We start from the raw sequence: 24765 nt of genomic DNA, 5'->3' as shown, positions 1-24765 counted from the left end.
AGAAATTCAATAAACGAAAAAGGGATTGAAGCCCGATAGGCCTCAACCCCTGGAACCACCAGCGCAAGCAGCTACTATATCAATAGCAATGCGCGGCGGCAGCGGCATCAAGCCAGTTTGGCTTTGGCCTGCGACACGATGCTGGCGAAGGCCGCCTTGTCGTGCACAGCGATGGCGGCCAGAACCTTGCGGTCCAGCGTAATGCCAGCTTTGTTCATACCGTTGATGAACTGGCTGTAAGTCAGGCCCAGTTCACGGGTAGCGGCATTGATACGGGCGATCCACAGACGACGGAAGTCGCGCTTTTTGTTGCGGCGGTCACGGTAGGCGTACTGGCCCGCCTTCATCACCGCTTGCTTGGCAACACGGTAGACGTTCTTACGGCGGCCGCGGAAACCCTTGGCAAGGGCCAGTATTTTCTTGTGACGAGCGCGAGCGGTCACACCACGTTTGACGCGAGGCATATGAGTTCTCCTAGTCCGTCAGTTGATCAAAGGCCAGCGAAGGGCAGCATCTGCGCCATGTGACCCATGTTGGTCTCATGCACATTCACCGCACCGCGCAGGTGGCGTTTGTTCTTGGTGGTCTTCTTGGTCAGAATGTGACGCTTGAAGGCTTGGCCGCGCTTGACGGTGCCACCGGGACGGACGCGAAAACGTTTCTTCGCGCTGCTTTTGGTCTTCATTTTGGGCATTTACATGCTCCTGTTTCGTTGTGCTCGCGAGGCGTTCACAGCATGTTGCTGCGCCCTTGAGGGCCCCGAGCCACTTCTTTTGGCAAGCCTTTCAACTTGCCCGTTCGCCCAGCAGGCCAGCCTGCAGGGCAAATACACTTACCTGTGCGAAGCGCGCTTCAGCTTTCCGCTTGCGCAGCGGGCGCTGCGTCCGCAGGCGCGGCAGCGGGCTTGGCGCCACCGGGCTTTTTGCGCGCAGGCGCCAGCATCATGATCATCTGGCGGCCTTCGAGCTTGGGGAACTGCTCCACTTGCACGATGTCGCTCAACTCGTCACGAATGCGGTTCAGCAGAGCCAAGCCGAGTTCCTGGTGGGTGATCTCGCGCCCGCGGAAGCGCAAGGTCACCTTGACTTTGTCGCCATCCGCCAAAAAGCGGCGGATGTTGCGCATCTTGATGTTGAAGTCGCCGTCATCGGTACCTGGGCGGAACTTGACTTCCTTGATCTCGATGACCGTTTGCTTGGCCTTCGCTTCAGCGGCTTTCTTCTGCTCGAGGTATTTGAACTTGCCATAGTCCATCAACCGGCAGACCGGCGGATTGGCAGTGGCCACAACTTCCACCAGATCCACGTCGTACTCGCCAGCAAGGCGCAGGGCCTCCTGGATGGGCACGACGCCCAGCGGCTCGTTCTCAGGCCCGTTCAGACGGACCTCGGGGGCCATGATTTCTCGATTCAGACGGTGCGCGCGTTCCTCACGATGGCGGCGGTCACGGAAATTGGTAGCGATGGTAGGGATTCCTCAAATCAAAATGCTATTATTAAAATAGCGTTTGCCGCACAACGGGCGTGCGCCAGAGCCATTTTTCGGTGTAAAAATCAAGCTTTGGCAGCGATGTCCGATGTCATGCGGTCAATGAACGCTTGCAAGGACACCACACCGAGGTCCTGGTTGCCCCGGGCGCGCACTGCGACGGCGCCAGCTTCCCGCTCCTTGTCGCCTACGACGAGGATATAGGGCAGCTTTTGCAACGAATGCTCCCGTATTTTATACGTGATCTTCTCGTTACGCAGGTCGGTCTCCACCCTAAAGCCCTGTTGGCGCAGCGTTTTCGCCACGGATTGAACGTAGTCGGACTGCGCATCGGTGATGCCGGTGACGACCACCTGCACCGGCGACAGCCACACCGGCATGGCGCCGGCGTAGTGCTCAATCAGCATGCCGATGAAGCGCTCAAGGCTGCCGACGATGGCTCGGTGCAGCATGATGGGGCGATGGCGCGCGCCGTCTTCGCCGACGTATTCGGCATCCAGGCGCTCGGGCATGTTCGGGTCGACCTGCATCGTGCCGCACTGCCATTCGCGGCCCAGCGCGTCTTTCAGCGTGTATTCGATCTTGGGGCCGTAGAAGGCGCCCTCGCCCGGGCTGATCTCAAATTCGCACCCTGAAGCCCGCAAGCCATCCTTCAGCGCTTGTTCCGCCTGGTCCCAGCTTTCTTCAGAGCCAATTCGTTGCTCCGGCCGCGTCGCCAGCTTGTAGACGATGTCGGTAAACCCGAAATCCTTGTACACCTTCTGCAGCAGCGTGGTGTAGGCCGTGCATTCGGCCTGGATCTGGTCGGGCGAGCAGAAGATGTGGCCGTCATCCTGCGTGAAGCCACGCACCCGCATGATGCCGTGCAGGCCGCCGCTGGGCTCGTTGCGATGGCAGTTGCCGAATTCGCCGTAGCGCAGCGGCAGGTCGCGGTAGCTTTTCACACCCTGTTTGTAGATCAGGATGTGGCCGGGGCAGTTCATCGGCTTGAGGGCGTAGTCGCGCTTTTCGCTCTCGGTGATGAACATGTTCTCGCGGTATTTGTCCCAGTGGCCGGTTTTCTCCCACAGGGATTTGTCCAGGATCTGCGGGCCCTTGACCTCCTGGTAGCCGTTGTCGATGTACACGCGGCGCATGTACTGCTCGACCTGCTGCCACAGTGTCCAGCCTTTGGGGTGCCAGAACACCGTGCCGGGCGAATGCTCGTCGATGTGGAACAGATCCAGCTCTTTGCCCAGCTTGCGGTGGTCGCGCTTCTCAGCCTCTTCCAGCATGTGCAGGTAGTTCTGCAGTTCGTCCTTGGTGGACCATGCCGTGCCGTAGATGCGCTGCAGCATCTCGTTGCGGTGGTCGCCGCGCCAGTAGGCGCCGGCCACCTTCATCAGCTTGAAATGCTTGAGCTTGCCCGTGCTGGGCACGTGCGGGCCGCGGCACAGGTCTTCAAAGGCGCCCTCGCGGTACAGCGAAACGTCTTCGTTGGTGGGAATGCTGGCGATGATCTCGGCCTTGTACGCCTCGCCCAGTCCCTTGAAATAGGTCACCGCCTCGTCGCGCGGCAGCACGCGGCGCACCACCGGCTCGTCCTTGGCGGCCAGCTCGGTCATCTTTTTCTCGATGGCAACCAAGTCTTCGGGCGTGAATGGGCGCTTGTAGCTGAAGTCGTAGAAAAAGCCGTTGTCGATCACCGGGCCGATGGTGACTTGCGCCTCGGGGAACAGCTCTTTGACCGCATAGGCCAGCAAGTGGGCGGTGGAGTGGCGGATCATGTCCAGCCCCTCGGGGTCTTTGGCCGTCACGATCGACAGCGCCGCGTTCTGCGTGATCGAGTAGCTGGTGTCGACCAACTTGCCGTCCACCTTGCCGCCCAGCGCCGCCTTGGCCAGGCCTGCGCCAATCGATTGGGCAACCTCTGCCACGGTCACGGGGCCCGGATAGTCGCGCTGCGAACCGTCGGGTAGCGTGATTTGAACCATGGGAATCCTTCTTGAAATCGTTTTGTAAGGGCGCCGCGCTACGCAGCAGAGCAATAAAAAAGCGCGGCAGGGGCCGCGCTCGGTTCACTTTTAATAGCACCCTGCGCAAGCTGGGCACCGGCAAACACCGCAAAGCGTGGCTTAAATGAAGCTCCTGGCCGGGGTAGTTCGCGGTGTCATAACCGGGGTGCCTTTCTCGCTCTTGTGGGGTGGATAGGGAAGTTCGACTGCTCGCAAGTGCGACGCGATTGCCGCATGACTTATCAGAGCCGTCGCTGATCCATGCATTTTAACAGCCGCCAAGCAATGCCGCATGCCAGCAGCGCCGTCCCCCACACCTGCGCGCTCAACCTAGCTACGCCATGGCGCTGCGTCCACAAAAAAGGCCGCCCGAAGGCGGCCTTTTCAACTGTCAGCGTTCCAACCCGGGCGCTTCGCACCCAAGTCGGCACACCGGTACAGCTCAGTGGAACTGCTCTTCTTCGGTCGAGCCCGTCAGCGCCTTCACGCTGGACGAGCCACCCTGGATGACGGTGGTCACGTCGTCGAAGTAGCCTGCGCCCACTTCCTGTTGATGCGATACGAAGGTGTAGCCCTTGTCGCGTGCGGCGAATTCGGGTTCTTGCACCATCTCGGTGTAGTGCTTCATGCCTTCGCCGCGGGCGTACGCATGGGCGAACTGGAAGGTCTGGAACCAGTTGATGTGGATACCGGCCAGCGTGATGAACTGGAACTTGTAGCCCAGCGCAGACAGGTCTTCCTGGAACGAGGCGATCTGCTTTTCGTTCAGGTTTTTCTTCCAGTTGAAGGAAGGCGAGCAGTTGTAGCTCAGCAGCTTGCCGGGGCAGGCGGCGTGCACGGCTTGGGCGAACTCACGGGCAAAGCCGATGTCGGGCACGCCGGTTTCGCACCACACCAGGTCAGCATACGGGGCGTACGCCACGCCGCGGCTGATCGACTGCTCCAGGCCGTTTTTCACGCGGAAGAAGCCTTCTTGCGTGCGCTCGCCCGTCAGGAAGGGCTTGTCGTTGGCGTCGTGGTCGCTGGTGATCAGGTTGGCGGCTTCTGCGTCGGTACGGGCCAGCACGATGGTGGGCACGCCCATCACGTCCGCGGCGAAGCGGGCGGAAATCAGCTTTTCAACCGCTTCCTGCGTGGGCACCAGCACTTTGCCGCCCATGTGGCCGCATTTCTTCACGGCGGCCAGCTGGTCTTCGAAGTGCACGCCAGCAGCGCCAGCGTTGATCATGTTCTTCATCAGCTCGAACGCGTTCAGCACGCCGCCGAAACCGGCTTCAGCGTCGGCCACGATCGGCAGGAAGTAGTCGATGAAGTCCTTGTCGCCAGGGCCCACGCCACGGCTCCATTGGATTTCGTCGGCGCGCTTGAAGGTGTTGTTGATGCGGCGCACCATGGTCGGCACCGAGTCGTAGGCGTACAGCGACTGGTCGGGATACATGGTTTCGCTGGTGTTGCCGTCGGCAGCGACTTGCCAGCCCGACAGGTACACCGCTTCCAGGCCCGCCTTGGCCTGCTGCATGGCCTGGCCAGCGCTGATGGCACCGAAGGCGTTCACGTAGCCTTTTTTGGAGTCGCCGTTGATGGCGTTCCACAGGCGCTGGGCGCCGCGCTTGGCCAGCGTGTGCTCAATCTGCAGGCTGCCGCGCAGGCGCACCACGTCGGCGGCGCTGTAGCCGCGCTTGACGCTCTTCCAGCGCGGGTTGGTGGCCCAGTCTTTTTCGAGGGCGGCAATCTGTTGGTCGCGGCTGAGTTGGTCGTTGGTGTTCGGCATGAAACGCTCCGAGGTGGTGAGTTGAAACGGTGTTTTCTGACGGCGCCGCTGCACTGTGCAAGCTGCCCGTTGACCAGAATCATAACTCTTCTATAAGACTCAATTCCATTCTTATGTCTTATACAAGACAAAAATTTAACCGTTGAAATTCAACAGCTTGCAAATCGAATTCCACATTGCAAAAATCTATCTTTCGTATTGAGAAATTTTGCGGCAATGCAACATTGTTCTATTTCACATTATGGTCGATCATTTCGCGGCGAATTCGGGCTGCGCAGGCGCTCCGCCTCCACCCAGTCGCCGCTGGCAATCACCGGCGCGCTGCCAAGGTAAGCGGGGTTGTAGACGTAGCAAAGGCAGTTCAGCCAGCGCACCAGGCCGTTGTCCAGCGCCACCGCCACCGACAGCTCGCGCTTGAAGTATTCGTCGCGCTGCTGGGGGTAGATCATCTCGATCTCATCCAGCTTTTCTTCCAGCGCGGGCGCAATCTCGTACACCTCGCCGCGCACCAGGGCGGTGCCGCCCAGCACAACGCCGGGGTAGCGGCCCAGGTCGTACAGCGTGCCGTGCACGCTGGCGCGCCCCACCCAGGCAGGCGCAGGCTGCAGCGCCATGATGTCGTTGGCCTGCCCGCGCCGCAAAGTGCCGTAGACGAACACATGGCGCGACGCGGCGCGGGTGGGGCTGTCCTGGTGCATGATGCCAAGCCTAATCAAGATTGATGCCAGTTACTGGCGCCGCCACCTTGCCCACCGCTGCCCCCACCGCCCTTCCCAGGCCGCTGGCCTACGGGTGCCTTGCCTTGTCGATGTGTCTGGTGGGCTCTTACGTGGCGCTGTCCAAACCGCTGGCGGCCGCGTTTCCCGTGCTGCTGCTGGCGTGGTTGCGCTTTGGCATTGGCGCCGTGGCAATGATCACCTGGCTGAAGAAGCCAGCCACGGAAGCCCCCTTGACGCGGCAAACGCGCGGCCTGCTGTTTCTCGAATCTTTCCTGGGCAACTTTCTCTTTACGCTGTGCATGATCAGTGGCGTGAAGCTGACCACCGCCGTCTCGGCGGGCGTGATCATGGCGGCCATTCCGGCAGCGGTGGCGGTGCTGTCGTGGCTGTTCCTGCGCGAGCGGGTCGCCCCGCGTGTCTGGGCGGGCGTGGTGTGCGCGGTGCTGGGCATTGGCTTGCTTTCACTATCAAATTCAGAGCTACCAGCGAACGGTGCACCAGCGCTGGCGCCTCAAAACACCCCCAACCTGGTCTGGCTGGGCAACCTGTTGCTGATGGGCGCGGTGCTGTGCGAAGCGAGCTACGCCGTCATCGGCAAAAAGCTCACCGCCACGCTGGGGCCAAAGCGGATCACCTCGCTGATCAACTTGTGGGGCTTTGCACTGGCCACGCCGTTCGGGCTGTGGCTGGCGTGGCGCTTTGACTTTTCGGCCGTGCAGCCCGGCACCTGGGTGCTGCTGGTGTTCTACGCGCTGGCGGCCTGCATGTGGACGGTGTGGCTGTGGATGACGGGGCTGAAAAGCGTGCCGGCGGCGCAGGCTGGCGTGTTCACCGTGATGCTGCCCATCAGCGCAGCCACGGTGGGCGTGCTGGTTCTGGGCGAACGGCTGGCGGGCGCGCAACTGGCGGCGTTTGGCGTGGCGCTGGTGGGCGTGCTGCTGGCCACGCTGCCTTCGCGCGGCCAACCGTCTGCCAACGTGGCCGCAACGCCGCCCCGCCCTGGCGATCAGCGGTGACGGCCCTGCCCGCCCGGCCTCGCTGACGGCCGCCACTGAGACGGCGGCAGGGTGCATTTGCACCGCGTTAGCGCCGCATGGGCTCGGCGCGGACAGCCGGGCGCGGTCGCCTTGGCTTGCCACCCTGGATGCCTTACGCCGCATGCCCCGCCAAGCGAAGGCATTGATTCGCACAGGTGACTGCGCGGCAACCCTGCCCGGCTGCACGCGGCTTACGATGGCCGTCCCACAAAACAATGAGGAGACAGCCATGACCCAGCCCATCACCCGCCGCCGCTGGCGCCTTGCTGCCACGGCCGCGGCGATCGCCGCCACCTGCCTGGGCGCCACCGCGTTCGCACAGCAGCCGCCCAGCCCCGCGCTGCCTACCGCCGATCAAACCGACCCCGTCAAGCTGGGCTGGATGGTGGGCTCGCCGCCGCCGGCAGACCGGGTGATTCGCTTTGCCGATGGCTCTGGCTACCGCTTTCCGCAGCTGCGCTGGTCTTTTTCGCACTTTCGCCAGCTGGTGCCCACCACCGGGGTGTCGCGCGGCGTGGGCGCGCCCGACCCGCTGCCGCGCGCTGAGCGCCCCGAGCTGGACGCCATCACCTTCACACCCCTGGGCGGCACCGCGCCCATGACCTGGCGCCAGTCGTTCGACGCCAACTACACCGACGGCATCGTGGTGCTGCACCGCGGCAAGATCGTGTACGAGCGCTACGCGGGCGCGCTGCAGCCCGAGGGCCAGCACATTGCCATGTCGGTCACCAAATCCTTCTTTGGCCTGCTGGGCGCCACGCTGGTGGCCGAAGGTAAGCTGGATGAAAACGCCCGCGTGTCGCAGTACGTGCCCGAGCTGAAAGACAGCGCGTTTGGCGACGCCACCGTGCGCCAGCTGCTGGACATGCGCACCGGCCTGCAATACAGCGAGAACTACGCCGACCCGAACGCCGAGATCTGGGCCCACACGCGCGCCGGCAACGTGATGCCGCGCCCGCCCGGCTACCAAGGCCCGCAGACCTTCTACGAATACCTGCAAACCGTGCGCAAGGACGGCGAACACGGCGGCCAGTTCGCCTACCGCACCATCAACACCGACGCGCTGGGCTGGGTGATCCGGCGCGCCACGGGCCAATCCATCGGCGACCTGCTCTCAGAGCGCATCTGGAAAAAACTTGGCATGGAGCAAGACGCCTACTTCACCGTGGACACGGTCGGCAACGAATTCGCAGGCGGCGGGCTGAACGCGGGCCTGCGCGACCTGGCCCGCTTTGGCGAACTGATGCGCAACGACGGGCGCTACCGCGGCCAGCAGATCATTCCGGCGGCCGTGGTGGCCGACATCCGCTCGGGCGGTGACAAGGCGGCCTTCCCCGCCGCCGCGTACCCCACGCTGCCGGGCTGGAGCTACCGCAACATGTGGTGGGTGACGAACAACGCCCACGGCGCATACGCGGCGCGCGGCATCCACGGCCAGCTGATCTACGTCGACCCGAAGGCCGAGATGGTGATCGCGCGCTTCGCATCGCACCCCATCGCGGCCAACTCACGCATCGACCCGACATCGCTGCCGGCCTTCAGCGCCATGGCCGAACATTTGATGAAGCTGCCGCGCTGATCGAAAACGCGGCTTTAGCTATCTAACCGATAGCTAGAGATGCAGGCCAGCCGGGCGCTGGCTTATGAAAGGGTGCGGTCGGCCACCACCATGCCGTCTTCGTCGGCGTACAGCCAGTCGCCGGGGCGCACCCACACGCCCTGGATCTGCACCGGCTCGCCGGCCTGGCCTTCACCGCGCTTTTCGGTGCGCAGCGGCATCAACGCCAACGCACGCACCGGAATGCCGGCGGCGCGCAACTCGGCCACGTCGCGCACGCAGCCATCCACCACGATGCCCGCCCAACCGTTCTTGGCCGCCGCCACGGCCAGGTTGCCGCCCACAAGCGCGCGGCGCAGCGAGCCACCGCCGTCAACCACCAGCACCCGGCCCTCGCCGGGCGAATTGACGGCCTCGCGCACGCGCGAGTTGTCTTCCAGCGCGCGCAACGTGTGCACCGGCCCGGCGAACGCCCGCACGGCGCCGTAGTCGTGAAACGCGGGCGCCAGCACGCGAAAGGCGCCGCTGGTGTCGCCCTCGTGCGCGTCACACAAGTCGCAGGTGGCAAAGGAAGGGGCGCTCAACGGCTTCTCCTGGTGAATTGAGGGATCGCACAGCATACCCAAGCGCCGCCTTGGGCGATCGAACTGCGCCCGTGGGTGAAAACGGGCGGGCGCCGTCACACTTGCACACATCCAAACGGCCAGAGGTGCCCGAAAGTTCTCGCCCACGTTGCCCTAGGGCAAAAATGCGAAATAACAGCACCAAAAACCCAATTTCCCCTTGGAAGCGTGCTACTTATCCAGTAGCATCCGCATCAGCCTTCAACGGGATTCAACCCGGCATAAGGGCAAGATAGTTCAGAACCCGATTAAGAGGATCAACAAACATGGCAACTGCAAAGAAAGCCCCGGCCAAAAAAGAAGCGCCGGCCAAGCGCGCCCCCAGCGCAGCCTTCATGAAACCCATGAAGGCCAGCCCGGCCCTGGCTGCCGTCATCGGCGACAAGCCCATGCCGCGCACCGAAGTGACCAAGAAGGTCTGGGAATACATCAAGGCCAACAACCTGCAAGACAGCGCCAACAAGCGCAACATCAACGCCGACGCCAAACTGAAGGAAATCTTCAAGAAGCCCCAGGTCACGATGTTCGAGATGACCAAGCTGATCAGCGCACACCTGTCCTGATGGCAAGCGCCGCGCGTTCTGCGCGGTGCGGCCTCATGATGAAAAGACCGGCTCTTGCAGCCGGTTTTTTTGTGGGCGCTTCTCCAAGGTAAATCAGCCGCCAGCGCATGCCCGGCCAGCGCCGACAGCTATCAACTCAATAGCGAACCGCGCGCAGCGACGCCAGCCACAGCTGGCCCACGCCTGCGCATCAGCGCGGGTTCTCGATCTTGTCCAGCGTGGTGCGCGTGGTGATGACCTGCTCGCTCAGCATCACCTCGATCAGCGTGCCTTGCGGGCGCTGCAGCGCGGCCTGCAAGGCAGGCTCAAACTGCTCGGTGCGCTCGACCCGGTCGCCCGCATAGCCGTAGCTTTGGGCCAGCTGCACGAAGTCGGGGTTCACCAACTCGGTGCCTGCCGGATGGTGCGGGTATTCGCGCGCCTGGTGCATGCGGATGGTGCCGTACACGCCGTTGTTGACGACGACGATGATGGTCTTGGCGCCGTACTGGTTGGCGGTGGCCAACTCCTGCCCGTTCATCAAAAAATCGCCATCGCCCGCGATGGTGACCACCGTGCGGCCCGTGGCAATGGCCGCACCAATGCCAGCGGGCACGCCGTAGCCCATGGCGCCGTTGGTGGGCGCCAGCTGCGTCTTGTGGCCCTTGGCCAGGCCGTGGTAGTGAAAGTAACGGTGCGCCCAACTGGCGAAGTTGCCCGCGCCGTTGGACAGCACGGCGTCTTCAGGCAACAGGCGCTGCAGCGTGCAGATGATGGCGTGCATGTCGATGGGGCCCGGCAGCGCTTGCGGCTGCGCGTTGGCCACGTAGTCGTCATGCACGGCGGCCGTCCAGTCGCGCCATGCCACGGCCGCGGCGCCGCCAGGCGGCGAGGCCAGGTCGGCCAGCGCGGCGGCGGCGGCGGGCAGGCTGGCGCACAGCGCCAGGGCGGGCTGGTAGACCCGGCCCAGCTCTTCAGCGCTGGTGTGGATGTGCACCAGTTTCTGACTGGGCTGCGGCACCTTCAGCAGCGAATAGCCGCTGGTGGTCATTTCGCCCAGGCGCGGGCCGATGGCCAGCACCAAGTCGGCTTCGCGCACGCGCGCGCCCAGGCGCGGGTTGATGGCGATGCCCACGTCGCCCGCGTACAGCGGATGGCGGTTGTCGAACGTGTCCTGAAAGCGCATGGCGTTGCCCACCGGCAGATGCCAGGTTTCGGCAAAGCGCTGCAGCGCCCGCGCGCCCTCGGGCGTCCAGCCGCCGCCGCCTGCGATGACCAGCGGACGCTCTGCTTTCAATAGCATCTCGCGCAGCTGCTGCATGGGCTGCGGCGCAGGCGCGTAGGCAGGCGGCTGCCAGGCGGCAGTGGGCTGCAAGGTGTCGGGCACGACCTGCACCAGCATGTCTTCGGGCAGCACCAGCACCACCGGGCCGGGGCGGCCGTTCATGGCGGTGGCGAAGGCGCGGGCCACGTATTCGGGCATGCGCTCGGCGCTGTCGATGCGTTCGACGCGCTTGGCCATGCCAAAGGCGCCGTAGAAGGCGCCGTAGTCCACCTCTTGGAAAGCCTCGCGGTCGCGCTGGTCGCTGGCCACGTCGCCCACGAAAAGCACCATGGGCGTGGAATCCTGCGAGGCGGTGTGCACGCCGATGCTGGCGTTGGTGGCGCCGGGCCCGCGCGTCACAAAACAGACGCCGGGCCGGCCCGTGAGCTTGCCGTGCGCCTCAGCCATGAAGCTGGCGCCACCCTCCTGGCGGCAGACCACAAACTGGATCTGCTCACGGTGCAGGTAGAAGCCGTCCAGCACCGCCAGGTAGCTTTCCCCCGGCACGCCAAAAGCATGGGTGACGCCCTGGGCCAGAAGGCATTCGACAAGCAGGTGGCCGGCAATTCGCGGTGATGACATGCACCCATTGTGCATGGGTGAAAGCCCCCGGCTGGCCAGTCAGGCAGCGGCAGCGCCCGCCGCGCCTTCCGCGGCCCGCGTGCGCAAGCCCACGCCCAGCGCCGCGCCCACGGCCAGCAGCAGCGTGAAGGCACCGCCCAGCAGCACGGCGCGGTACCAGCCGTTGTCCATCATCACGCCGAACACCAGCGGCGCCACGGCAAAGCCGGTGTCCAGGCCCGAATAGACGATGCCGTACACGCGCCCCGTGGCGCCCTTGGGCGTGGCGCGCTTGATCATCATGTCGCGGCTGGGGCCGCCCACGCCAATGGCAAAGCCGGTGGCGGCCAGCGCCACCATGGTGCCGCTGGCGCCCATCAGGCCCGACGCGCACACCGCCATCAGCACGGCCCCGGCCGTCATGCACAGCGCGACCACGCGGTCGCTTCGGCGCGGCATGCGCGCGGCCACAAAACCGCCGATCAGCATGCCCAGCGCGCCGCACAGCATGTAGGCCGTGATCGTCATGGCCGCCGTTTCAAAGCTGACCTGAAACAGCGCCTTGAGGATGGGCGATGCGTAGTTCTGCACCACCGCCAACGTCATGGTGGACAGCAGGAAGAACGAAAAGCACCACCACACCACCGGCAGCTTCAAAAAGCCCACGGCGCTGCCGCCCACGTCCTGCGTGGCGCGGTGGTGCACCACCACCTCGGTGCGCAGCTTGTCGCGGCCCAGGTACATCACCACGATCACGCCCACGTACATGCACGCCGCCACCAGGTAGGCATTGCGCCAGTTGGAGAAAGCCACCATCAGCGCGAAAAACGCCGGGGCCAGCGCCCACCCCAGGTTGCCGCTAAGCCCGTGCGCGCTGAAGGCGTAGCCCAGCCGCGCGCCCGATACGCGCTGGTTCAGGATGGAGAAATCCACCGGGTGAAACGGCGCATTGCCCAGGCCGGCAAACACCGCTACCACCAGCAGACCGCCCCAGCCCTGCGCGACCGAGCCGGCCAGGCAAGCCGCCAGAAAGCACCCCAGCGCCGCAAACAACACCGGGCGCGCGCCCACCTTGTCCACCAGAAAGCCGGACATGGCCTGCCCCACGCCCGAAATGAAGAAGAACACCGTCATCAAGAAGCCCAGCTCGGAGAACGACAGGCCGAACTGCACCGCGAACACCGGAAACAGCGGCGGCAGCAGCAGGTGCGCAAAGTGCGAACTGGCGTGCGCCAGCCCCACCAGGCCGATGATGCGGGCGTCCTGGCGCAGCGGCGTGGGCGTGATGGGCACCGCGGCGGCGGCAAGGGTGGAGGCGGCTGGATTCATGCTTGCGTTTTCCGTGCGAAGGGCCTGAGCGGCGCGCCGCGGGCCAGCGCCGGGCTTGAAAAGCACACTCGAGCGGGCAATGGTAGGCGCAGCACGCCCCAAGCGCAGCTTGCAGAAAAGCGCGCAAGGGCCAAGAATCGTCGGCAATCCGCCAAACGTGGCGCCACCCGTGCGTCCGCCCGCCACCGATTCCGCCCCACGCCTCGCGCCATGCCCGCCCGCCCACCGCCAAGCTCGCTGCCGCTGCTGGACGACCCAGCGATGTACCAGCCCTCGCCCACCCGCCCGGTGCGCGGCAAGCGCGCCCGCGAGATGCGGCCCGACACGCATTTCGAGCCGCATGAGCACGCCTGGGCGCAAATCGCCTACTGCGTCAGCGGCACGCTGCAGGTCAGCGTGCAGGACATGCGCGCCGACCACGACATGAGCTACGTCGTGCCCTCGTCCCGCGCGGTGTGGATCGCGCCGCGCAGCCGCCACACGGTGGCGGTGCTCAGCTGGGCCGAGTTGCACACGCTCTACATTGACCCTGGCGCCGCGCCGCCCGGCTGGCAAGCCAGCCGGATGTTGGCGGTCTCGCCCCTGCTGCGCGAGCTGATCGTGGCACTGGAGCATGGCGAGCCCGGCCCGCGCGAGGCGCACCTGGCTGCGCTGACCTTGCTGGAGTTGCGCAGCGCCGAAGCCGCCCCGCTGGGCGTGCCGCTGCCGCGCGCCGAGGGTGGCGACAAGCGCCTGCGCGCGCTGTGCGAGGCGGTGCTGCACGCCCCGGCCGAACGCGCCACGCTGGCCGACTGGGCGGGGCGCGTGGGCGCCAGCGAACGCACGGCGGCGCGCCTGTTCCGCGACCAGCTGGGCACGTCCTACCCCCACTGGCGGCGCCAGGTGGTGCTGGCGCACGCCCTGCCGCTGCTGGCGCGCGGCGTGCCGGTGGGCCAGGTGGCCGCGGCTTGTGGCTACGCCAGCGAAAGCGCCTTTGGTGCGATGGTGAAGGCGCAGCTGGGGCAGCCGCCCAGCGCTTTTCAAGGAAAATAGGCCTCCAGCGCCTTGTGCGACAGCGCTGGCAGCTATTCAATACATAGCAAATGTAGATCACGGGTTCGGCGGCGCTTGGCCGGTTCGGCCGCTCCCCGCCGCTCCACTTGCGGTAGGCGCGACGCGCACGACATGCGACCCAAGCGACCACCTGCAAGCAGCGCCCCGCCCTCGCCCCGCCTCAACCCCGCTTCAACGCAGGTGCGGCGCCAGCACGTCGGCCAGCCAGGTCGCAAACGCCTGCACGCGGCGCGACAGGTGCCGCCGGTGCGGGTAGACCAGGTTGACGGGCATGGTCGGCGCTGGCCAGGGCTGCAGCAGCTCCACCAGTTCGCCGCTGCGCAGGTGGTCTTGCACGTCGTACGCGGGCACCTGGATCAGCCCCAGCCCTGCCAGGGCGCAGGCGATGTAGGTTTCCACGTTGTTCACCGCCACCGCGCCGGGCAAAGGCAAGGTGCGCCACTCGCCGTCTTCCAGCCATTCCCACGGCACGGTGCGCCCGCTGCTGGCCGATGCGTAGTTGACCGCCTGGTGCGCAGGCAAATCGGCCGGTGACTGCGGCACGCCATGCCGCGCCAGGTACGCGGGGCTGGCGCAGTGGATCAGCCGCATCGTGCCCATCGGCCGCGCCACCAGGCTGCCAGAGGCCAGCTCGCCCACGCGCAAGGCGCAGTCGATGCCCTCGTGCAGCAAATCCACCGGCCGGTCGCTGGAGCCCAATTCCAGCGCGATGCCTGGGTGGCGCGCCAGAAAGCCGGGCAGCGCGGGCGCCACCAAGCGCCGGGCCACGCGGCTGGGCATGTCCACGCGCAGGCGCCCGGCCAGCGGCGCGCCTTGCGGGTTGAACTGCTGCTGCAGCTCTTCGGCGTCGGCCACCAGCGCGGCCGCCCGCTCCAGCAGCGCCTGGCCGTCCTGCGTCAGGCTGACGTGCCGCGTGGTGCGGTTCAGCAGGCGCACGCCCAGGCGCGCCTCCAGCCGCTGCACCGCCAGCGACACCGTGGGCCGCGGCATGCCCAGCTGCTCCGCAGCGGCGGTGAAGCCCCCGCTGTGCGCCACGCGCAGAAAAACACGCAGTTGCTCGATCAGATCCATGGGCTTGATTGGTACGGATTGATGGATAGTCAATCCAGTTTGCGCCAGTTTATCCGCGCAAACATCAACAATAGACTGCGCCCATCGTTTGGTTTTCTACACAGGAGCGTTTTCCCCATGTCCAGAAACAGCATCCAAGGCAAGGTGGCCTTGATCGCCGGCGGCGCCAAGAACCTGGGCGGCCTGATCGCCCGCGACCTGGCCGAGCGCGGCGCCAAGGCCGTGGTCATCCACTACAACAGCGCCGCCAGCCAGGCCGAGGCCGAAGCCACCGCCGCCGCCGTGCAAAAAGCCGGCGCCAAGGCCGTCACGCTGCAGGGCGATCTGACGTCTGCCGCCGCCGTGGCCAAGCTGTTTGCCGACGCCGTGGCCGCCGTGGGCCGCCCCGACATCGCCATCAACACCGTGGGCAAGGTGCTCAAGAAGCCGTTTGCCGACATCAGCGAAGCCGAGTTCGACGAGATGGACGCCGTCAACAACAAGGCCGCGTTCTTCTTCCTGAAGGAAGCGGGCCAGCACGTGAACGACAACGGCAAGGTGTGCACGCTGGTCACCTCGCTGCTGGGCGCTTTCACGCCGTTCTATGCGTCGTACGCGGGCACCAAGGCGCCGGTGGAGCACTACACCCGCGCCGCGGCCAAGGAATTCGGCGCGCGCGGCATCTCCGTCACCGCCGTGGGCCCCGGCCCCATGGATACGCCCTTCTTCTACGGCCAGGAAGGCGCCGATGCGCAGGCGTACCACAAGAGCGCCGCCGCGCTGTCGCCTTCCAGCAAGACGGGCCTGACCGACATCGAGGACGTGGTGCCCTTCATCCGCCACCTGGTCAGCGACGGCTGGTGGATCACCGGCCAAACCATTCTGATCAACGGTGGCTACACGACCAAGTAAGCCGAATCGCTTGGGGCGCCCTGCCTTATTCGGCTGTGCCGACGGTGGGCGCGCGCGCCGGGCTGTGTGCAAAACACACGGGCTGGCGCGCACTGGCGGGCAGCGCATCCATCCCCGCGGTTCTGCCTGCCCTTGCCATACACACTGACGCGCAACCATGTCCCAGCAACCCCGCGTGCACACGGCCCCGCCGCCGCAGCCCACCACCCCGCCGCGCGCTCAGGCCGTGGTTGATTTCTGGCGGGAGTCCAGCAGCGACTGGTTCAGCCACAGCGCTGCGTTTGACCGCCGCTTTCGCGACCGCTTCTTGACCTTGCACGAAGTCGCCGCCGAAGGCAGCCTGGACGGATGGGGGCATACGCCGCATGGCGCGCTGGCGCTGCTGATCCTGCTCGACCAGTTCCCGCGCAACGCCTTTCGCGGCACGGCGCGGATGTACGCCACCGACGCGGCTGCGCGCCGGCACGCCCGCGCCGCGCTGGCGGCCGGCCACATGGCGGCGGTAGAGCCCGCGCTGCAACTGTTCTTCTGCCTGCCCTTTGCGCACTCGGAAAACCTGGCGGACCAGGATCTGTCGGTCGAGTTGAACACGCACCTGGGCGCCACGGCGCGGGCGCACGCGCTGGGCCACCGCGACATCATTCGGCGCTTTGGCCGCTTCCCGCACCGCAACGCGCTGCTGGGGCGAAGCACCACGGCCGAAGAGCGCGCCTTTCTGGACGGCGGCGGCTTCGCCGGTTGAAGCGCGCCATCGTCTCTGCAAGCTGAATCCACATAAAAAAGCGCCTTGCGCGCCCACTGGGCTTGCGCAAGGCGCTATCTTTTTGTGACGAACCGGCTCAGGCAGGCTGGCTGGTGAAGGTGAACTCACCGGGCCGGTTGATCGGGTCCACCTTCACGTGGATGTCCGTGTTCGGCGGGAACTTGCCTTCCAGCAAATCCTTCGACAGCGGGTTTTCGATACGCTGCTGAATCGCCCGCTTGAGCGGCCGCGCTCCAAACACCGGGTCGAACCCGACCTTGGCCAGCTCGTCCACCGCCTGGTCGGACACATGCAGGTGCAGGTCCATCTTTTCCAGCCGCGCGCCCAGCGTCTTGAGCTGGATGCGGGCGATCTGGCCGATCTGTTGGGCGTCCAGGCTGTGGAACACCACGATCTCGTCGATGCGGTTCAGGAACTCGGGGCGGAAGTGGTTCTTCAGCTCGCCAAGCACCGCGTCCTTGACGTCTTCATACGGCTTGTCGCCCATGCTCTGGATCAAGTGCGAGCCGATGTTGCTGGTCATGATGATCACGGTGTTCTTGAAGTCCACCGTGCGGCCCTGGCCGTCGGTCAGGCGGCCGTCGTCCAGCACCTGCAGCAGGATGTTGAACACGTCCGGGTGCGCCTTCTCGATCTCGTCGAACAGGATCACGCTGTAGGGCATGCGGCGCACGGCTTCCGTGAGGTAGCCGCCCTCGTCGTAGCCCACGTAGCCGGGGGGCGCGCCAATCAGGCGGGCCACAGAATGCTTTTCCATGAACTCGCTCATGTCGATGCGGATCATGTGGTCGGTGCTGTCGAACAAGAAGCCCGCCAGCGCCTTGGTCAGCTCTGTCTTGCCCACGCCCGTGGGGCCCAGGAACAAAAAGCTGCCCAGCGGGCGGTTCGGGTCCGACAGGCCCGAGCGTGAACGGCGGATGGCGTTGGACACGGCCGAGATCGCCTCTTCCTGGCCCACCACTTTTTGATGCAGCGCGCTTTCCATCTGGATCAGCTTCTCGCGCTCGCCTTCCATCATCTTGCTGACGGGAATGCCCGTGGCGCGGCTGACCACTTCGGCAATCTCTTCGGCGCCCACCTGCGTGCGCAGCAGCTGCGGCGCGGCCTTCTCGCTCTTGCCCTCGCTGGCCTGGGCTTCCTTCAGCTGTTTTTCCAACGCGGGCAGCTGGCCGTATTGCAGCTCGGCCACCTTGTTGAAGTCGCCCTTGCGGGTGGCTTCCTGAATCTGGAACTTGAGGTTGTCGATGTCCTTGCGCAGCTGCTCGCTGCCCTGCGCATTGGCTTTTTCAGAGCGCCAGATCTCGTCCAGGTCGGCGTATTCCTTTTCCAGCTTGGCCAGGTCTTCCTCGATCAGCGCCAGGCGCTTCTTGGAGGCCTCGTCGGTCTCCTTCTTCATCGCCTCGCGCTCGATCTTGAGCTGGATGATGCGGCGGGCGAGCTTGTCCATCGCCTCGGGCTTGGAGTCGATCTCGATCTTGATCTTGGCCGCCGCCTCGTCGATCAGGTCGATCGCCTTGTCGGGCAGGAAGCGGTCGGTGATGTAGCGTGCGCTCAGCTCGGCCGCGGCGACGATGGCCGGGTCGGTGATGTCCACGCCGTGGTGCACCTCATACTTTTCCTGCAGGCCGCGCAGGATGGCGATGGTGTCTTCCACACTGGGTTCGCCCACCAGCACCTTTTGAAAGCGCCGCTCCAGCGCCGCGTCTTTTTCGATGTACTTGCGGTATTCGTCCAGCGTGGTGGCACCGATGCAGTGCAGTTCGCCGCGCGCCAGCGCGGGCTTGAGCATGTTGCCCGCGTCCATGGCGCCTTCGGCCTTGCCAGCGCCCACCATGGTGTGGATTTCGTCGATGAACAGGATCACGCGGCCTTCCTCGGCCGCCACTTCCTTCAGCACGGCTTTCAGGCGCTCTTCAAATTCGCCGCGGTACTTGGCGCCGGCCAGCAGGCCCGCCATGTCCAGCGCCAGTACCCGTTTGTCCTTCAGCGTGTCGGGCACTTCGCCCGCCACGATGCGCTGGGCCAGGCCCTCGACGATGGCCGTCTTGCCCACGCCGGGCTCGCCGATCAGCACGGGGTTGTTCTTGCTGCGCCGCTGCAGCACCTGGATGGCGCGGCGGATTTCGTCGTCGCGGCCGATCACCGGGTCCAGCTTGCCCTGGCGGGCGCGCTCGGTCAGATCCAGCGTGTATTTCTTCAGCGCCTCGCGCTGGCTTTCTCCGTCTGCGGAATCCATGGTTTGTCCTCCTCGAATGGCGTCAATGGCTTTTTCCAGCGCGGGGCGCGACAGCCCGGCCTCTTTGGCGATGCGGCCGGCTTCGCCCTTGGCTTCGGCCAGCGCCAGCAGGAACATCTCGCTGGGGATGAACTGGTCGCCCCGCTTGATGGCTTCTTTCTCCGTGGCCTGCAGCGCCTTGACCAGATCAGGGCCGGGCTGCACCTGCTCTTGCCCCTGCACGGACGGCAGGCGCTTGATGGCGTTTTCAGCATCTTGCGAGAGCTTGCCCACGTTCACGCCGGCGCGTTGCAGCAGCGATTTGGGGCCGTCTTCCTGGCGCAGCATGGCGGCCAGCAGGTGAACGGGTTCGATGTAAGCGTTGTCGTTGCCCAGCGCGAGCGATTGCGCGTCGCTCAGGGCTTCTTGGAATTTGGTGGTGAGTTTGTCGAGTCGCATGAAAGCCTCCGAATGGCCAGCATATAGGGTTGACCCCGATTTGTTCAAGCGCCGCCGCTGCGCGCGTTGCGCAATCGCCATTCGCGGGTTTTAGCACCAAATCGGCCGCCAGCGCAGGCCCCACCAGCGCCGGCAGCTATCATTTTTAATACTATTTTCCGACGCGCTGGCACGGGCCATGCCGGCGGCGAAAGTCGGCCGGGCTTTCCGCCCCGGCTTGCGCAAACAAGCCACGGCCTGCGGCGCGGGCGGCGTCCTCGTCTTCCTGATAGGGCTTGTGCCAGCCGCGATAGCGGTCCACCCACGCCCAGCCGCCTGCGGCCATGGCCTGTGACAAATCCAACCCGTCTTGCGTGCGGTGCACCGTGGCCAGCGCCCGGCCGTAGCGGTCGCGGGCGCGCACCGTGACTTGCACCGGCTGGTTCAGCGCCAGGCGGCGCAGCGCATCGCGCGCTTGCGGGCCCAGCGGCTGGCAGACTTCCGGCGCGTCGATGCCCAGCAGCCGCAGCTTGACGCGCGCACCGCGATCGGCCGAGCGCACCCAGACCGAATCGCCATCGACCACGTAGGTGACCACGGCGGGCCAGGTGTCGGCCCCCGGCTGGCCATCGCCCCTGGGCGCCGACGCCTGGGCGAGCGCCGGCAGCGCGCACAACGCCACGGCCCCTGCCACCAGCATCCTTGGCAGCGCCGCCGCTGCCCTGTGCCCGCAAAGCACCCACCGCGCCACGCTGGGGCGCATCCACACTGTCATTTGCATGCCTGCGATTCTGCCGCCGCCATGCGCAGGTCACCGGCGTTAAGGCCAGCGCAAAGGGGGCGCCGCCATCACGCAACTGTCACGCGGCTGTCACCAAAGCGCGCGCCGCGCCGGGACGACTGCCTACACTGGCCCGGCACCGCCCAACCACCACCGAGGAGACCCCATGCGCCCCACCGCCGCCCTGCGCGCTCAGCCGTGCTTCTTGCCCCGCACCCTGGTCCTGGGCTCCGCCGCCCTGCTGCTGGGCGCCTGCAGCACCACATCGCCCACAGCGCCAACACCGCCCGTCAGCGCCGCCGAGGTGGGCGAATACCGCGCGGGCAGCGGCATCCTCAAGGGTTATCTGGCACCGGGCGAGATGCCCGACAGCCTGGCGCTGGTCGCTGCGCCGCCCGCCGCCGGCTCGGCCGCCCAGGCTTCCGATGAAGCGACGACGCGGCAACTGACAGCCCTGGCCAACGGCCCGCGCGGCGCGCTGGCCCGCAAGGACGCCAACCTGCACTTTCCCGCCGCGGCCTCGGTCTATGCCTGCGCCCTGGGCGTGCGAATTTCAGAAGCCGACACGCCCAACCTGAACATGCTGCTGCGCCGCACGCTGACCGACGCGGGCCTGGCCACCTACAAGGCCAAGAACCACTACCAGCGCACCCGCCCCTTCGTCTCGCTCAAACTGCCCAGCTGCACGCCCGACGAAGAGGCCAAGCTGGCCAAGGACGGCTCGTACCCCTCGGGCCATTCGTCGCTGGGCTGGGCCTGGGCGCTGGTGCTGACCGAAGCCGCCCCCGACCGTGCCGACGCGCTGCTGCAGCGCGGCCGCGCCTTTGCGCAAAGCCGCGCCGTCTGCGGCGTGCATTGGCAAAGCGACATCCAGGCGGGCATGCTGGTGGGCGCTGGCACGGTGGCGCGCCTGCACGCCAACGAAACCTTCCGCGCCCAGCTGAACGCCGCGCGCGCCGAGATCACCGCCGCACGCCAGGCTGGCAAGGTGCCCGCCGCAGCCGACTGCGCGGCCGAAGCCGAGGCGCTGACCATCAGCAGCCTCATCGCGCCGTAAGAAACCTGTTCGCGCCTGTCGCGTCGGGCGCGACTGGCGTCCGCGCACTTTCTGATCGGCACCGCTTTTGGAATGCAATTGCCTTGCAGCGCTGGTGCACACTGCGGCAACAGCTATTAACTTAAGAGCAATCAGGGGTGTGGCGCAACCTGGCCGCCCTACGCCCTGGCGCAGCCGGGCAGCGAGGTGGCCGTGGCGCCGGGGCACCTCGCCAACGTCGCCCCACCGTCCGCAGGCCGCAGTTCAGGCGTTGCCCGCCGCGATACCCCAGCGCGCCAGCGCCGCGTCGTCGGCCACGCGCGCATCTACCCAGCGCGCGCCTTCGGGCGTGGTTTCCTTCTTCCAGAACGGCGCCTGGGTCTTGAGGTAGTCCATCAAGAACTCACAGGCCTGGAACGCCTCGCCCCGGTGCACCGAGCTGACGGCCACCAGCACGATCTGGTCCATGGGCTGCAGCACGCCCACGCGGTGGATCACCCGCGCGCCGAAGATGTCAAAGCGCTGGCGGGCGGCGCCGATCATGGCTTCGATGGCTTTTTCGGTCATGCCGGGGTAGTGCTCCAGCTCCATCGCGCGCACGCTGCCCGCCGCCTGCGGCCCGCTGCGGTCGCGCACGGTACCGATGAAGCTGCACACCGCGCCCACGCGCGCGTCGCCGGCGCGCAGCGCGGCCAGCTCGGCCGACACGTCAAAGTCCTGGGTCTGGATGGAAACCACGTTCACGCTCATGCCGCTATTCTCTGGCATCCACCGCCAACCGTAACGCCCACCCCCGTGTCTGCCGACAGCCAGATTTTTATCCCGCCCTCGTTCATTGCCCTGTACACCGACGCGCGCGGGCGCCTGCGCGGCACACCCGCTGAGCTGGCTGCCCGCTACGAGCTGTGCGAAGACCTGGCCAACCACCTGGTCGAGCAGGCGCAGCTGCTGTACCACGGCGCGGGCGCCCCTTCGGAGGGCGACATCCTGCTGGGCATCCACGCCGGGCTGGCGGCGCCCGAAGCTGGTTTTCCTGATGGGCAAGCGGACTGGATCGTGCTGCGCCTGGCAGAGTTGCTGGGCTGGCGAGCACCCGCGTTGCCGGGCGCGGCGGCGTAGCGACGCGCCGGGCCGGCCAGCTTGCCGCCTGGACGACCACGCTCGCGCCGCGCGATAAGCTTGGGCGCTTTCCCACTTGCAATCAGGATTGGCACCATGCGTTACCTCAAGCACCTTGTTTCAGCACTCGCCTTCTCGCTGGCCGCAGCGGCCCCTGCCTGGGCGGGCGAGCGCCTGAACCAGATCCTGGACACCAAGGTGCTGCGCGTGGGCACGCCGGGCGACTACCGGCCGTTTGCCATCAAGACCGACGCTGGCTACCAAGGCCACGACATCGACACCATCGAAGCCATGGCCAAAGAGCTGGGCGTGAAGATCGAATACGTGCCCACCACCTGGCCCAATCTGCTGAAGGATTTGCAGGCCAACCGTTTCGACGTGGCCGTGGGCGGCATCACGCGCAACGTGCCGCGCCTGCGCTACGCCGCCATGCTGCCGGGCTATGCGCCGTTCGGCAAAGTGGCGCTGGTGCGCACCGAGGACAAGGCCAAGTTCAAGACCGTGCAAGACCTGAACCAGCCCGGCGTGCGCGTGATCAAGAACCCCGGCGGCACCAACGAGGCTTTCGTGCTGCAAAACCTGAAGGCCGCCCAGGTCAGCACGCACGAGAAGAACGCCGAGATTCCCGCCCTCATCGCCAGCGGGAAAGGCGACGTGATGATCACCGAAACCTATGAGGCGCTGCACTACAGCAAGGCCGACCCGCGCCTGACGGCGGCTTTCATCGACGCGCCGCTCACGCCCACCAACTGGCTGGGCTTCATGCTACCGGCCGAAGACGCCGACTACCTGCGCGTGATGAACTTCACCTGGGACTTGCTGGACAAGCGCGGCGCGCTCAAGGCCATCGACGACAAGTGGCTGCGCTGAGGCGCAGCCGCCGCCGACCAATCAGCCGCCGGTGACCGGCGGGAAGAAGGCCACCTCGTCCCCATCGGCCAGGGCGTGCGTGTCGTTGGCCATCACCTGATTGACGGCAGCGCGCACCGCCTTGCCCAGCGCCAGGGCGTCGGCATGGGCATCGCTGCGCGCGATGAGCTGCTGGCGCAGGGCGCCCACCGTGTCGGCGGCGGTGGTTACGGATTCGCGGTCTGTGCCCAGCGCCTCGCGCAGCGAGGCAAAGTACCGCAGCTTGAGCGTGCGCGTGGCGGCCGTCATGCCATCAACTCCTGAAGCGAAATGAAGCGCACATAGTCGCCGCGCGCAATGGTGTGGCCCGCAGGCACATCGACCAAGCCGTCGGCCCAGTGCATGGATGTGAGCACACCCGAGCTCTGGTTGCCAAACAAATCCACCCCGCCCTGCGCGTTGCGGCGCGCGCGCAGGAATTCGCGGCGCTTGTCGGGCCGCGTGGTGGCGAAGTCGGCGCGCAGCTCCATCACGGGCGGCGCCACGGCCACCGCGCCCTGCAAGCGCAGCAGGAAGGGGCGCACCAGCAGCAAGAACGTGACGAAGCTGGACACCGGGTTGCCCGGCAAGCCGATGAAGTGGCAGACCGCACCGGCGGCACCGGCCGCGCCGGCAGAAGATGACGGCGCAAGCACGCCGATGGTGCCGTACGCCAGCGGCTTGCCGGGCTTCATGGCGATCTGCCACAGATCCAGCTGGCCCAGCTGCTGCACGGCGGGCTTGACATGGTCTTCCTCGCCCACCGAAACGCCGCCGCTGGTCAGGATCAGGTCGTGGCCTGCCGCGGCAGCCTGCAGCGCGGCCAGGGTGGCGGCGCGGCTGTCTGGCACGATGCCCAGGTCGGTCACCTCGCAGCCCAGGCGCAGCAACAAGGCGCGCAGGAAGAAGCGGTTGCTGTTGTAGATGGTGCCCGGCTTCATGGCCGCTGGCGGCACCGCGCCGGGCATGACCAGCTCGTCACCGGTGGACAGCAAGGCCACGCGCGGGCGCGCCGCGACCAAGAGCTTGTCCATGCCGATTCCGGCCGCCAGCCCAACACCAGCCGGTGCCAGCCGCTCGCCTTTTTGAAGCACCGTGCTGCCCTTGCGCACGTCTTCACCGCTGCCGCGCACCCATTCGCCGCGCTGCGGCACCTGGTGGATGCGCACCCGCGCGCCCTCGTCCAACGCGGTGGTGTCTTCCTGCATGACCACGGTGTTTGCGCCGGGCGGCATGGGCGCGCCGGTGAAGATGCGCGCCGCCGTGCCCGCCGCCAGCGGGGCGCCCGCGTGACCGGCGGCAATGCGCTGCGACACGGGCAGCTCCACGCCCGCTGCCATCACGTCGGCGGCGCGCACGGCGTAGCCGTCCATGGCAGAGTTGTCGTTGGGCGGCACCTGCAGCTCGGCCACCACGTCTTGCGCCAGCACGCGGCCGTCGGCATCGAAGGTGCTGACCAGCTCGGTGCGCGCCAAGGGCGTGGCCTGCGCCAGCATGCGCGTCAGCGCTTCATCCAGCGGCATCAGGGGCGGGCGGGGGCGGGCGTGGGAGGTGTCGGGCATCG

Annotated in this window: 24 protein-coding genes; 9 read left to right on the top strand and 15 right to left on the bottom strand. The window is 66.3% G+C overall.

The window, feature by feature from the left end:
* Positions 1-107: 107 nt before the first annotated feature.
* The 6 genes from rplT to C6570_RS08655 all read right to left on the bottom strand — a co-directional run bounded on the left by rplT (position 108) and on the right by C6570_RS08655 (position 5951).
* Positions 108-464, bottom strand: coding sequence for a 50S ribosomal protein L20 (gene rplT, locus C6570_RS08680; RefSeq protein ID WP_106702851.1), 357 nt, complete (start codon positions 462-464; stop codon positions 108-110).
* Positions 465-490: 26 nt separating this feature from the next.
* Entirely contained in the window at positions 491-694 is a 204-nt protein-coding gene (rpmI, locus tag C6570_RS08675; RefSeq protein ID WP_009517525.1) for a 50S ribosomal protein L35, read from the bottom strand.
* A 158-nt stretch (positions 695-852) separates the two neighbouring features.
* Positions 853-1473, bottom strand: a complete 621-nt coding sequence (gene infC / locus C6570_RS08670; protein ID WP_106702850.1) for a translation initiation factor IF-3 — start codon at positions 1471-1473, stop codon at positions 853-855.
* 80 nt (positions 1474-1553) lie between these two features.
* A complete protein-coding gene (gene thrS, locus C6570_RS08665; protein ID WP_106702849.1) occupies positions 1554-3461 on the bottom strand; it encodes a threonine--tRNA ligase in 1908 nt (635 codons plus the stop codon).
* 463 nt (positions 3462-3924) lie between these two features.
* Complete coding sequence (gene aceA / locus C6570_RS08660; RefSeq protein ID WP_106702848.1) at positions 3925-5253, bottom strand: isocitrate lyase; 1329 nt, start codon at positions 5251-5253, stop codon at positions 3925-3927.
* A 239-nt stretch (positions 5254-5492) separates the two neighbouring features.
* A complete protein-coding gene (locus tag C6570_RS08655; RefSeq protein WP_106702847.1) occupies positions 5493-5951 on the bottom strand; it encodes a gamma-glutamylcyclotransferase family protein in 459 nt (152 codons plus the stop codon).
* Positions 5952-5974: 23 nt separating this feature from the next.
* On the opposite strand from C6570_RS08655, the gene C6570_RS08650 reads away from it, so the two are divergent.
* Positions 5975-6988 carry a DMT family transporter gene (locus C6570_RS08650; RefSeq protein WP_245896370.1) on the top strand — a complete coding sequence of 338 codons (1014 nt, stop codon included), beginning with the start codon at positions 5975-5977 and terminating at the stop codon, positions 6986-6988.
* Positions 6989-7238: 250 nt separating this feature from the next.
* Positions 7239-8588, top strand: a complete 1350-nt coding sequence (locus tag C6570_RS08645; RefSeq protein WP_106702845.1) for a serine hydrolase domain-containing protein — start codon at positions 7239-7241, stop codon at positions 8586-8588.
* Positions 8589-8650: 62 nt separating this feature from the next.
* On the opposite strand, the gene rraA is transcribed toward C6570_RS08645, so the two are convergent.
* Positions 8651-9151 carry a ribonuclease E activity regulator RraA gene (gene rraA / locus C6570_RS08640; protein WP_106702844.1) on the bottom strand — a complete coding sequence of 167 codons (501 nt, stop codon included), beginning with the start codon at positions 9149-9151 and terminating at the stop codon, positions 8651-8653.
* Positions 9152-9456: 305 nt separating this feature from the next.
* Between rraA and C6570_RS08635 the strand changes: the two genes are divergently transcribed.
* Positions 9457-9753, top strand: a complete 297-nt coding sequence (locus tag C6570_RS08635) for an SWIB/MDM2 domain-containing protein (RefSeq protein WP_106702843.1) — start codon at positions 9457-9459, stop codon at positions 9751-9753.
* Positions 9754-9943: 190 nt separating this feature from the next.
* On the opposite strand, the gene C6570_RS08630 is transcribed toward C6570_RS08635, so the two are convergent.
* The gene (locus C6570_RS08630) at positions 9944-11638 is read right to left on the bottom strand and encodes a thiamine pyrophosphate-binding protein (RefSeq protein WP_106702842.1); all 1695 of its coding nucleotides are present in this window, start codon (positions 11636-11638) and stop codon (positions 9944-9946) included.
* Between the two features lie 39 nt (positions 11639-11677).
* A complete protein-coding gene (locus C6570_RS08625) occupies positions 11678-12946 on the bottom strand; it encodes an MFS transporter (protein WP_106702841.1) in 1269 nt (422 codons plus the stop codon).
* A gap of 210 nt (positions 12947-13156) precedes the next feature.
* Between C6570_RS08625 and C6570_RS08620 the strand changes: the two genes are divergently transcribed.
* Complete coding sequence (locus C6570_RS08620) at positions 13157-13978, top strand: AraC family transcriptional regulator (protein WP_106702840.1); 822 nt, start codon at positions 13157-13159, stop codon at positions 13976-13978.
* A 192-nt stretch (positions 13979-14170) separates the two neighbouring features.
* Here C6570_RS08620 and C6570_RS08615 read toward each other — a convergent pair whose 3' ends face one another.
* Positions 14171-15070, bottom strand: a complete 900-nt coding sequence (locus C6570_RS08615) for a LysR family transcriptional regulator (protein WP_106702839.1) — start codon at positions 15068-15070, stop codon at positions 14171-14173.
* A 117-nt stretch (positions 15071-15187) separates the two neighbouring features.
* Between C6570_RS08615 and C6570_RS08610 the strand changes: the two genes are divergently transcribed.
* Together C6570_RS08610 and C6570_RS08605 are read left to right on the top strand one after the other, a co-directional pair.
* Positions 15188-15961 carry an SDR family oxidoreductase gene (locus C6570_RS08610; protein ID WP_106702838.1) on the top strand — a complete coding sequence of 258 codons (774 nt, stop codon included), beginning with the start codon at positions 15188-15190 and terminating at the stop codon, positions 15959-15961.
* A 157-nt stretch (positions 15962-16118) separates the two neighbouring features.
* The gene (locus C6570_RS08605) at positions 16119-16703 is read left to right on the top strand and encodes a DUF924 family protein (RefSeq protein ID WP_106702837.1); all 585 of its coding nucleotides are present in this window, start codon (positions 16119-16121) and stop codon (positions 16701-16703) included.
* Positions 16704-16800: 97 nt separating this feature from the next.
* On the opposite strand, the gene clpB is transcribed toward C6570_RS08605, so the two are convergent.
* On the bottom strand, positions 16801-19398 hold the full coding sequence (gene clpB / locus C6570_RS08600) for an ATP-dependent chaperone ClpB (protein ID WP_106702836.1): 2598 nt from the start codon (positions 19396-19398) through the stop codon (positions 16801-16803).
* A 151-nt stretch (positions 19399-19549) separates the two neighbouring features.
* A complete protein-coding gene (locus tag C6570_RS08595; protein WP_245896369.1) occupies positions 19550-20158 on the bottom strand; it encodes a thermonuclease family protein in 609 nt (202 codons plus the stop codon).
* Positions 20159-20324: 166 nt separating this feature from the next.
* On the opposite strand from C6570_RS08595, the gene C6570_RS08590 reads away from it, so the two are divergent.
* Entirely contained in the window at positions 20325-21215 is an 891-nt protein-coding gene (locus C6570_RS08590) for an acid phosphatase (RefSeq protein WP_106702834.1), read from the top strand.
* A gap of 243 nt (positions 21216-21458) precedes the next feature.
* Here the strand turns inward: C6570_RS08590 and C6570_RS08585 are convergent, their stop codons facing one another.
* Positions 21459-21944: a molybdenum cofactor biosynthesis protein MoaE gene (locus C6570_RS08585; RefSeq protein WP_164675514.1), complete on the bottom strand. Its 486-nt coding sequence runs from the start codon at positions 21942-21944 to the stop codon at positions 21459-21461.
* Positions 21945-21989: 45 nt separating this feature from the next.
* On the opposite strand from C6570_RS08585, the gene C6570_RS08580 reads away from it, so the two are divergent.
* Both C6570_RS08580 and C6570_RS08575 read left to right on the top strand, forming a co-directional pair.
* Entirely contained in the window at positions 21990-22313 is a 324-nt protein-coding gene (locus tag C6570_RS08580) for a hypothetical protein (RefSeq protein WP_106702833.1), read from the top strand.
* Between the two features lie 96 nt (positions 22314-22409).
* Positions 22410-23183: a transporter substrate-binding domain-containing protein gene (locus tag C6570_RS08575; RefSeq protein ID WP_106702832.1), complete on the top strand. Its 774-nt coding sequence runs from the start codon at positions 22410-22412 to the stop codon at positions 23181-23183.
* Positions 23184-23204: 21 nt separating this feature from the next.
* Here the strand turns inward: C6570_RS08575 and moaD are convergent, their stop codons facing one another.
* Entirely contained in the window at positions 23205-23471 is a 267-nt protein-coding gene (gene moaD, locus C6570_RS08570; RefSeq protein WP_106702831.1) for a molybdopterin converting factor subunit 1, read from the bottom strand.
* Positions 23468-24763: a molybdopterin molybdotransferase MoeA gene (locus C6570_RS08565; RefSeq protein ID WP_106702830.1), complete on the bottom strand. Its 1296-nt coding sequence runs from the start codon at positions 24761-24763 to the stop codon at positions 23468-23470. The genes moaD and C6570_RS08565 overlap by 4 nt, the downstream gene beginning before the upstream one ends.
* Positions 24764-24765: the final 2 nt, after the last annotated feature.

This window comes from Ottowia oryzae, from assembly GCF_003008535.1.
In the GTDB taxonomy this organism is placed as follows: domain Bacteria; phylum Pseudomonadota; class Gammaproteobacteria; order Burkholderiales; family Burkholderiaceae_C; genus Ottowia; species Ottowia oryzae.
The sequence above is the reverse complement of the archived record's forward strand: the minus strand, read 5'-3'. Positions and strand labels throughout refer to the sequence as shown.

What these genes read in the sequence shown, in the direction of transcription:
- C6570_RS08615 (WP_106702839.1), bottom strand. Translation starts at nt 15,070, where the DNA reads ATGGATCTGATCGAGCAACTGCGTGTTTTTCTGCGCGTGGCGCACAGC.
- C6570_RS08605 (WP_106702837.1), top strand. Translation starts at nt 16,119, where the DNA reads ATGTCCCAGCAACCCCGCGTGCACACGGCCCCGCCGCCGCAGCCCACC.
- C6570_RS08585 (WP_164675514.1), bottom strand. Translation starts at nt 21,944, where the DNA reads ATGAGCGTGAACGTGGTTTCCATCCAGACCCAGGACTTTGACGTGTCG.
- clpB (WP_106702836.1), bottom strand. Translation starts at nt 19,398, where the DNA reads ATGCGACTCGACAAACTCACCACCAAATTCCAAGAAGCCCTGAGCGAC.
- rpmI (WP_009517525.1), bottom strand. Translation starts at nt 694, where the DNA reads ATGCCCAAAATGAAGACCAAAAGCAGCGCGAAGAAACGTTTTCGCGTC.
- C6570_RS08610 (WP_106702838.1), top strand. Translation starts at nt 15,188, where the DNA reads ATGTCCAGAAACAGCATCCAAGGCAAGGTGGCCTTGATCGCCGGCGGC.
- C6570_RS08630 (WP_106702842.1), bottom strand. Translation starts at nt 11,638, where the DNA reads ATGTCATCACCGCGAATTGCCGGCCACCTGCTTGTCGAATGCCTTCTG.
- C6570_RS08625 (WP_106702841.1), bottom strand. Translation starts at nt 12,946, where the DNA reads ATGAATCCAGCCGCCTCCACCCTTGCCGCCGCCGCGGTGCCCATCACG.
- moaD (WP_106702831.1), bottom strand. Translation starts at nt 23,471, where the DNA reads ATGACGGCCGCCACGCGCACGCTCAAGCTGCGGTACTTTGCCTCGCTG.
- thrS (WP_106702849.1), bottom strand. Translation starts at nt 3,461, where the DNA reads ATGGTTCAAATCACGCTACCCGACGGTTCGCAGCGCGACTATCCGGGC.
- aceA (WP_106702848.1), bottom strand. Translation starts at nt 5,253, where the DNA reads ATGCCGAACACCAACGACCAACTCAGCCGCGACCAACAGATTGCCGCC.
- C6570_RS08655 (WP_106702847.1), bottom strand. Translation starts at nt 5,951, where the DNA reads ATGCACCAGGACAGCCCCACCCGCGCCGCGTCGCGCCATGTGTTCGTC.
- C6570_RS08575 (WP_106702832.1), top strand. Translation starts at nt 22,410, where the DNA reads ATGCGTTACCTCAAGCACCTTGTTTCAGCACTCGCCTTCTCGCTGGCC.
- rplT (WP_106702851.1), bottom strand. Translation starts at nt 464, where the DNA reads ATGCCTCGCGTCAAACGTGGTGTGACCGCTCGCGCTCGTCACAAGAAA.
- C6570_RS08590 (WP_106702834.1), top strand. Translation starts at nt 20,325, where the DNA reads ATGCGCCCCACCGCCGCCCTGCGCGCTCAGCCGTGCTTCTTGCCCCGC.
- C6570_RS08565 (WP_106702830.1), bottom strand. Translation starts at nt 24,763, where the DNA reads ATGCCCGACACCTCCCACGCCCGCCCCCGCCCGCCCCTGATGCCGCTG.
- C6570_RS08635 (WP_106702843.1), top strand. Translation starts at nt 9,457, where the DNA reads ATGGCAACTGCAAAGAAAGCCCCGGCCAAAAAAGAAGCGCCGGCCAAG.
- C6570_RS08645 (WP_106702845.1), top strand. Translation starts at nt 7,239, where the DNA reads ATGACCCAGCCCATCACCCGCCGCCGCTGGCGCCTTGCTGCCACGGCC.
- C6570_RS08620 (WP_106702840.1), top strand. Translation starts at nt 13,157, where the DNA reads ATGCCCGCCCGCCCACCGCCAAGCTCGCTGCCGCTGCTGGACGACCCA.
- C6570_RS08650 (WP_245896370.1), top strand. Translation starts at nt 5,975, where the DNA reads ATGCCAGTTACTGGCGCCGCCACCTTGCCCACCGCTGCCCCCACCGCC.
- C6570_RS08595 (WP_245896369.1), bottom strand. Translation starts at nt 20,158, where the DNA reads ATGCAAATGACAGTGTGGATGCGCCCCAGCGTGGCGCGGTGGGTGCTT.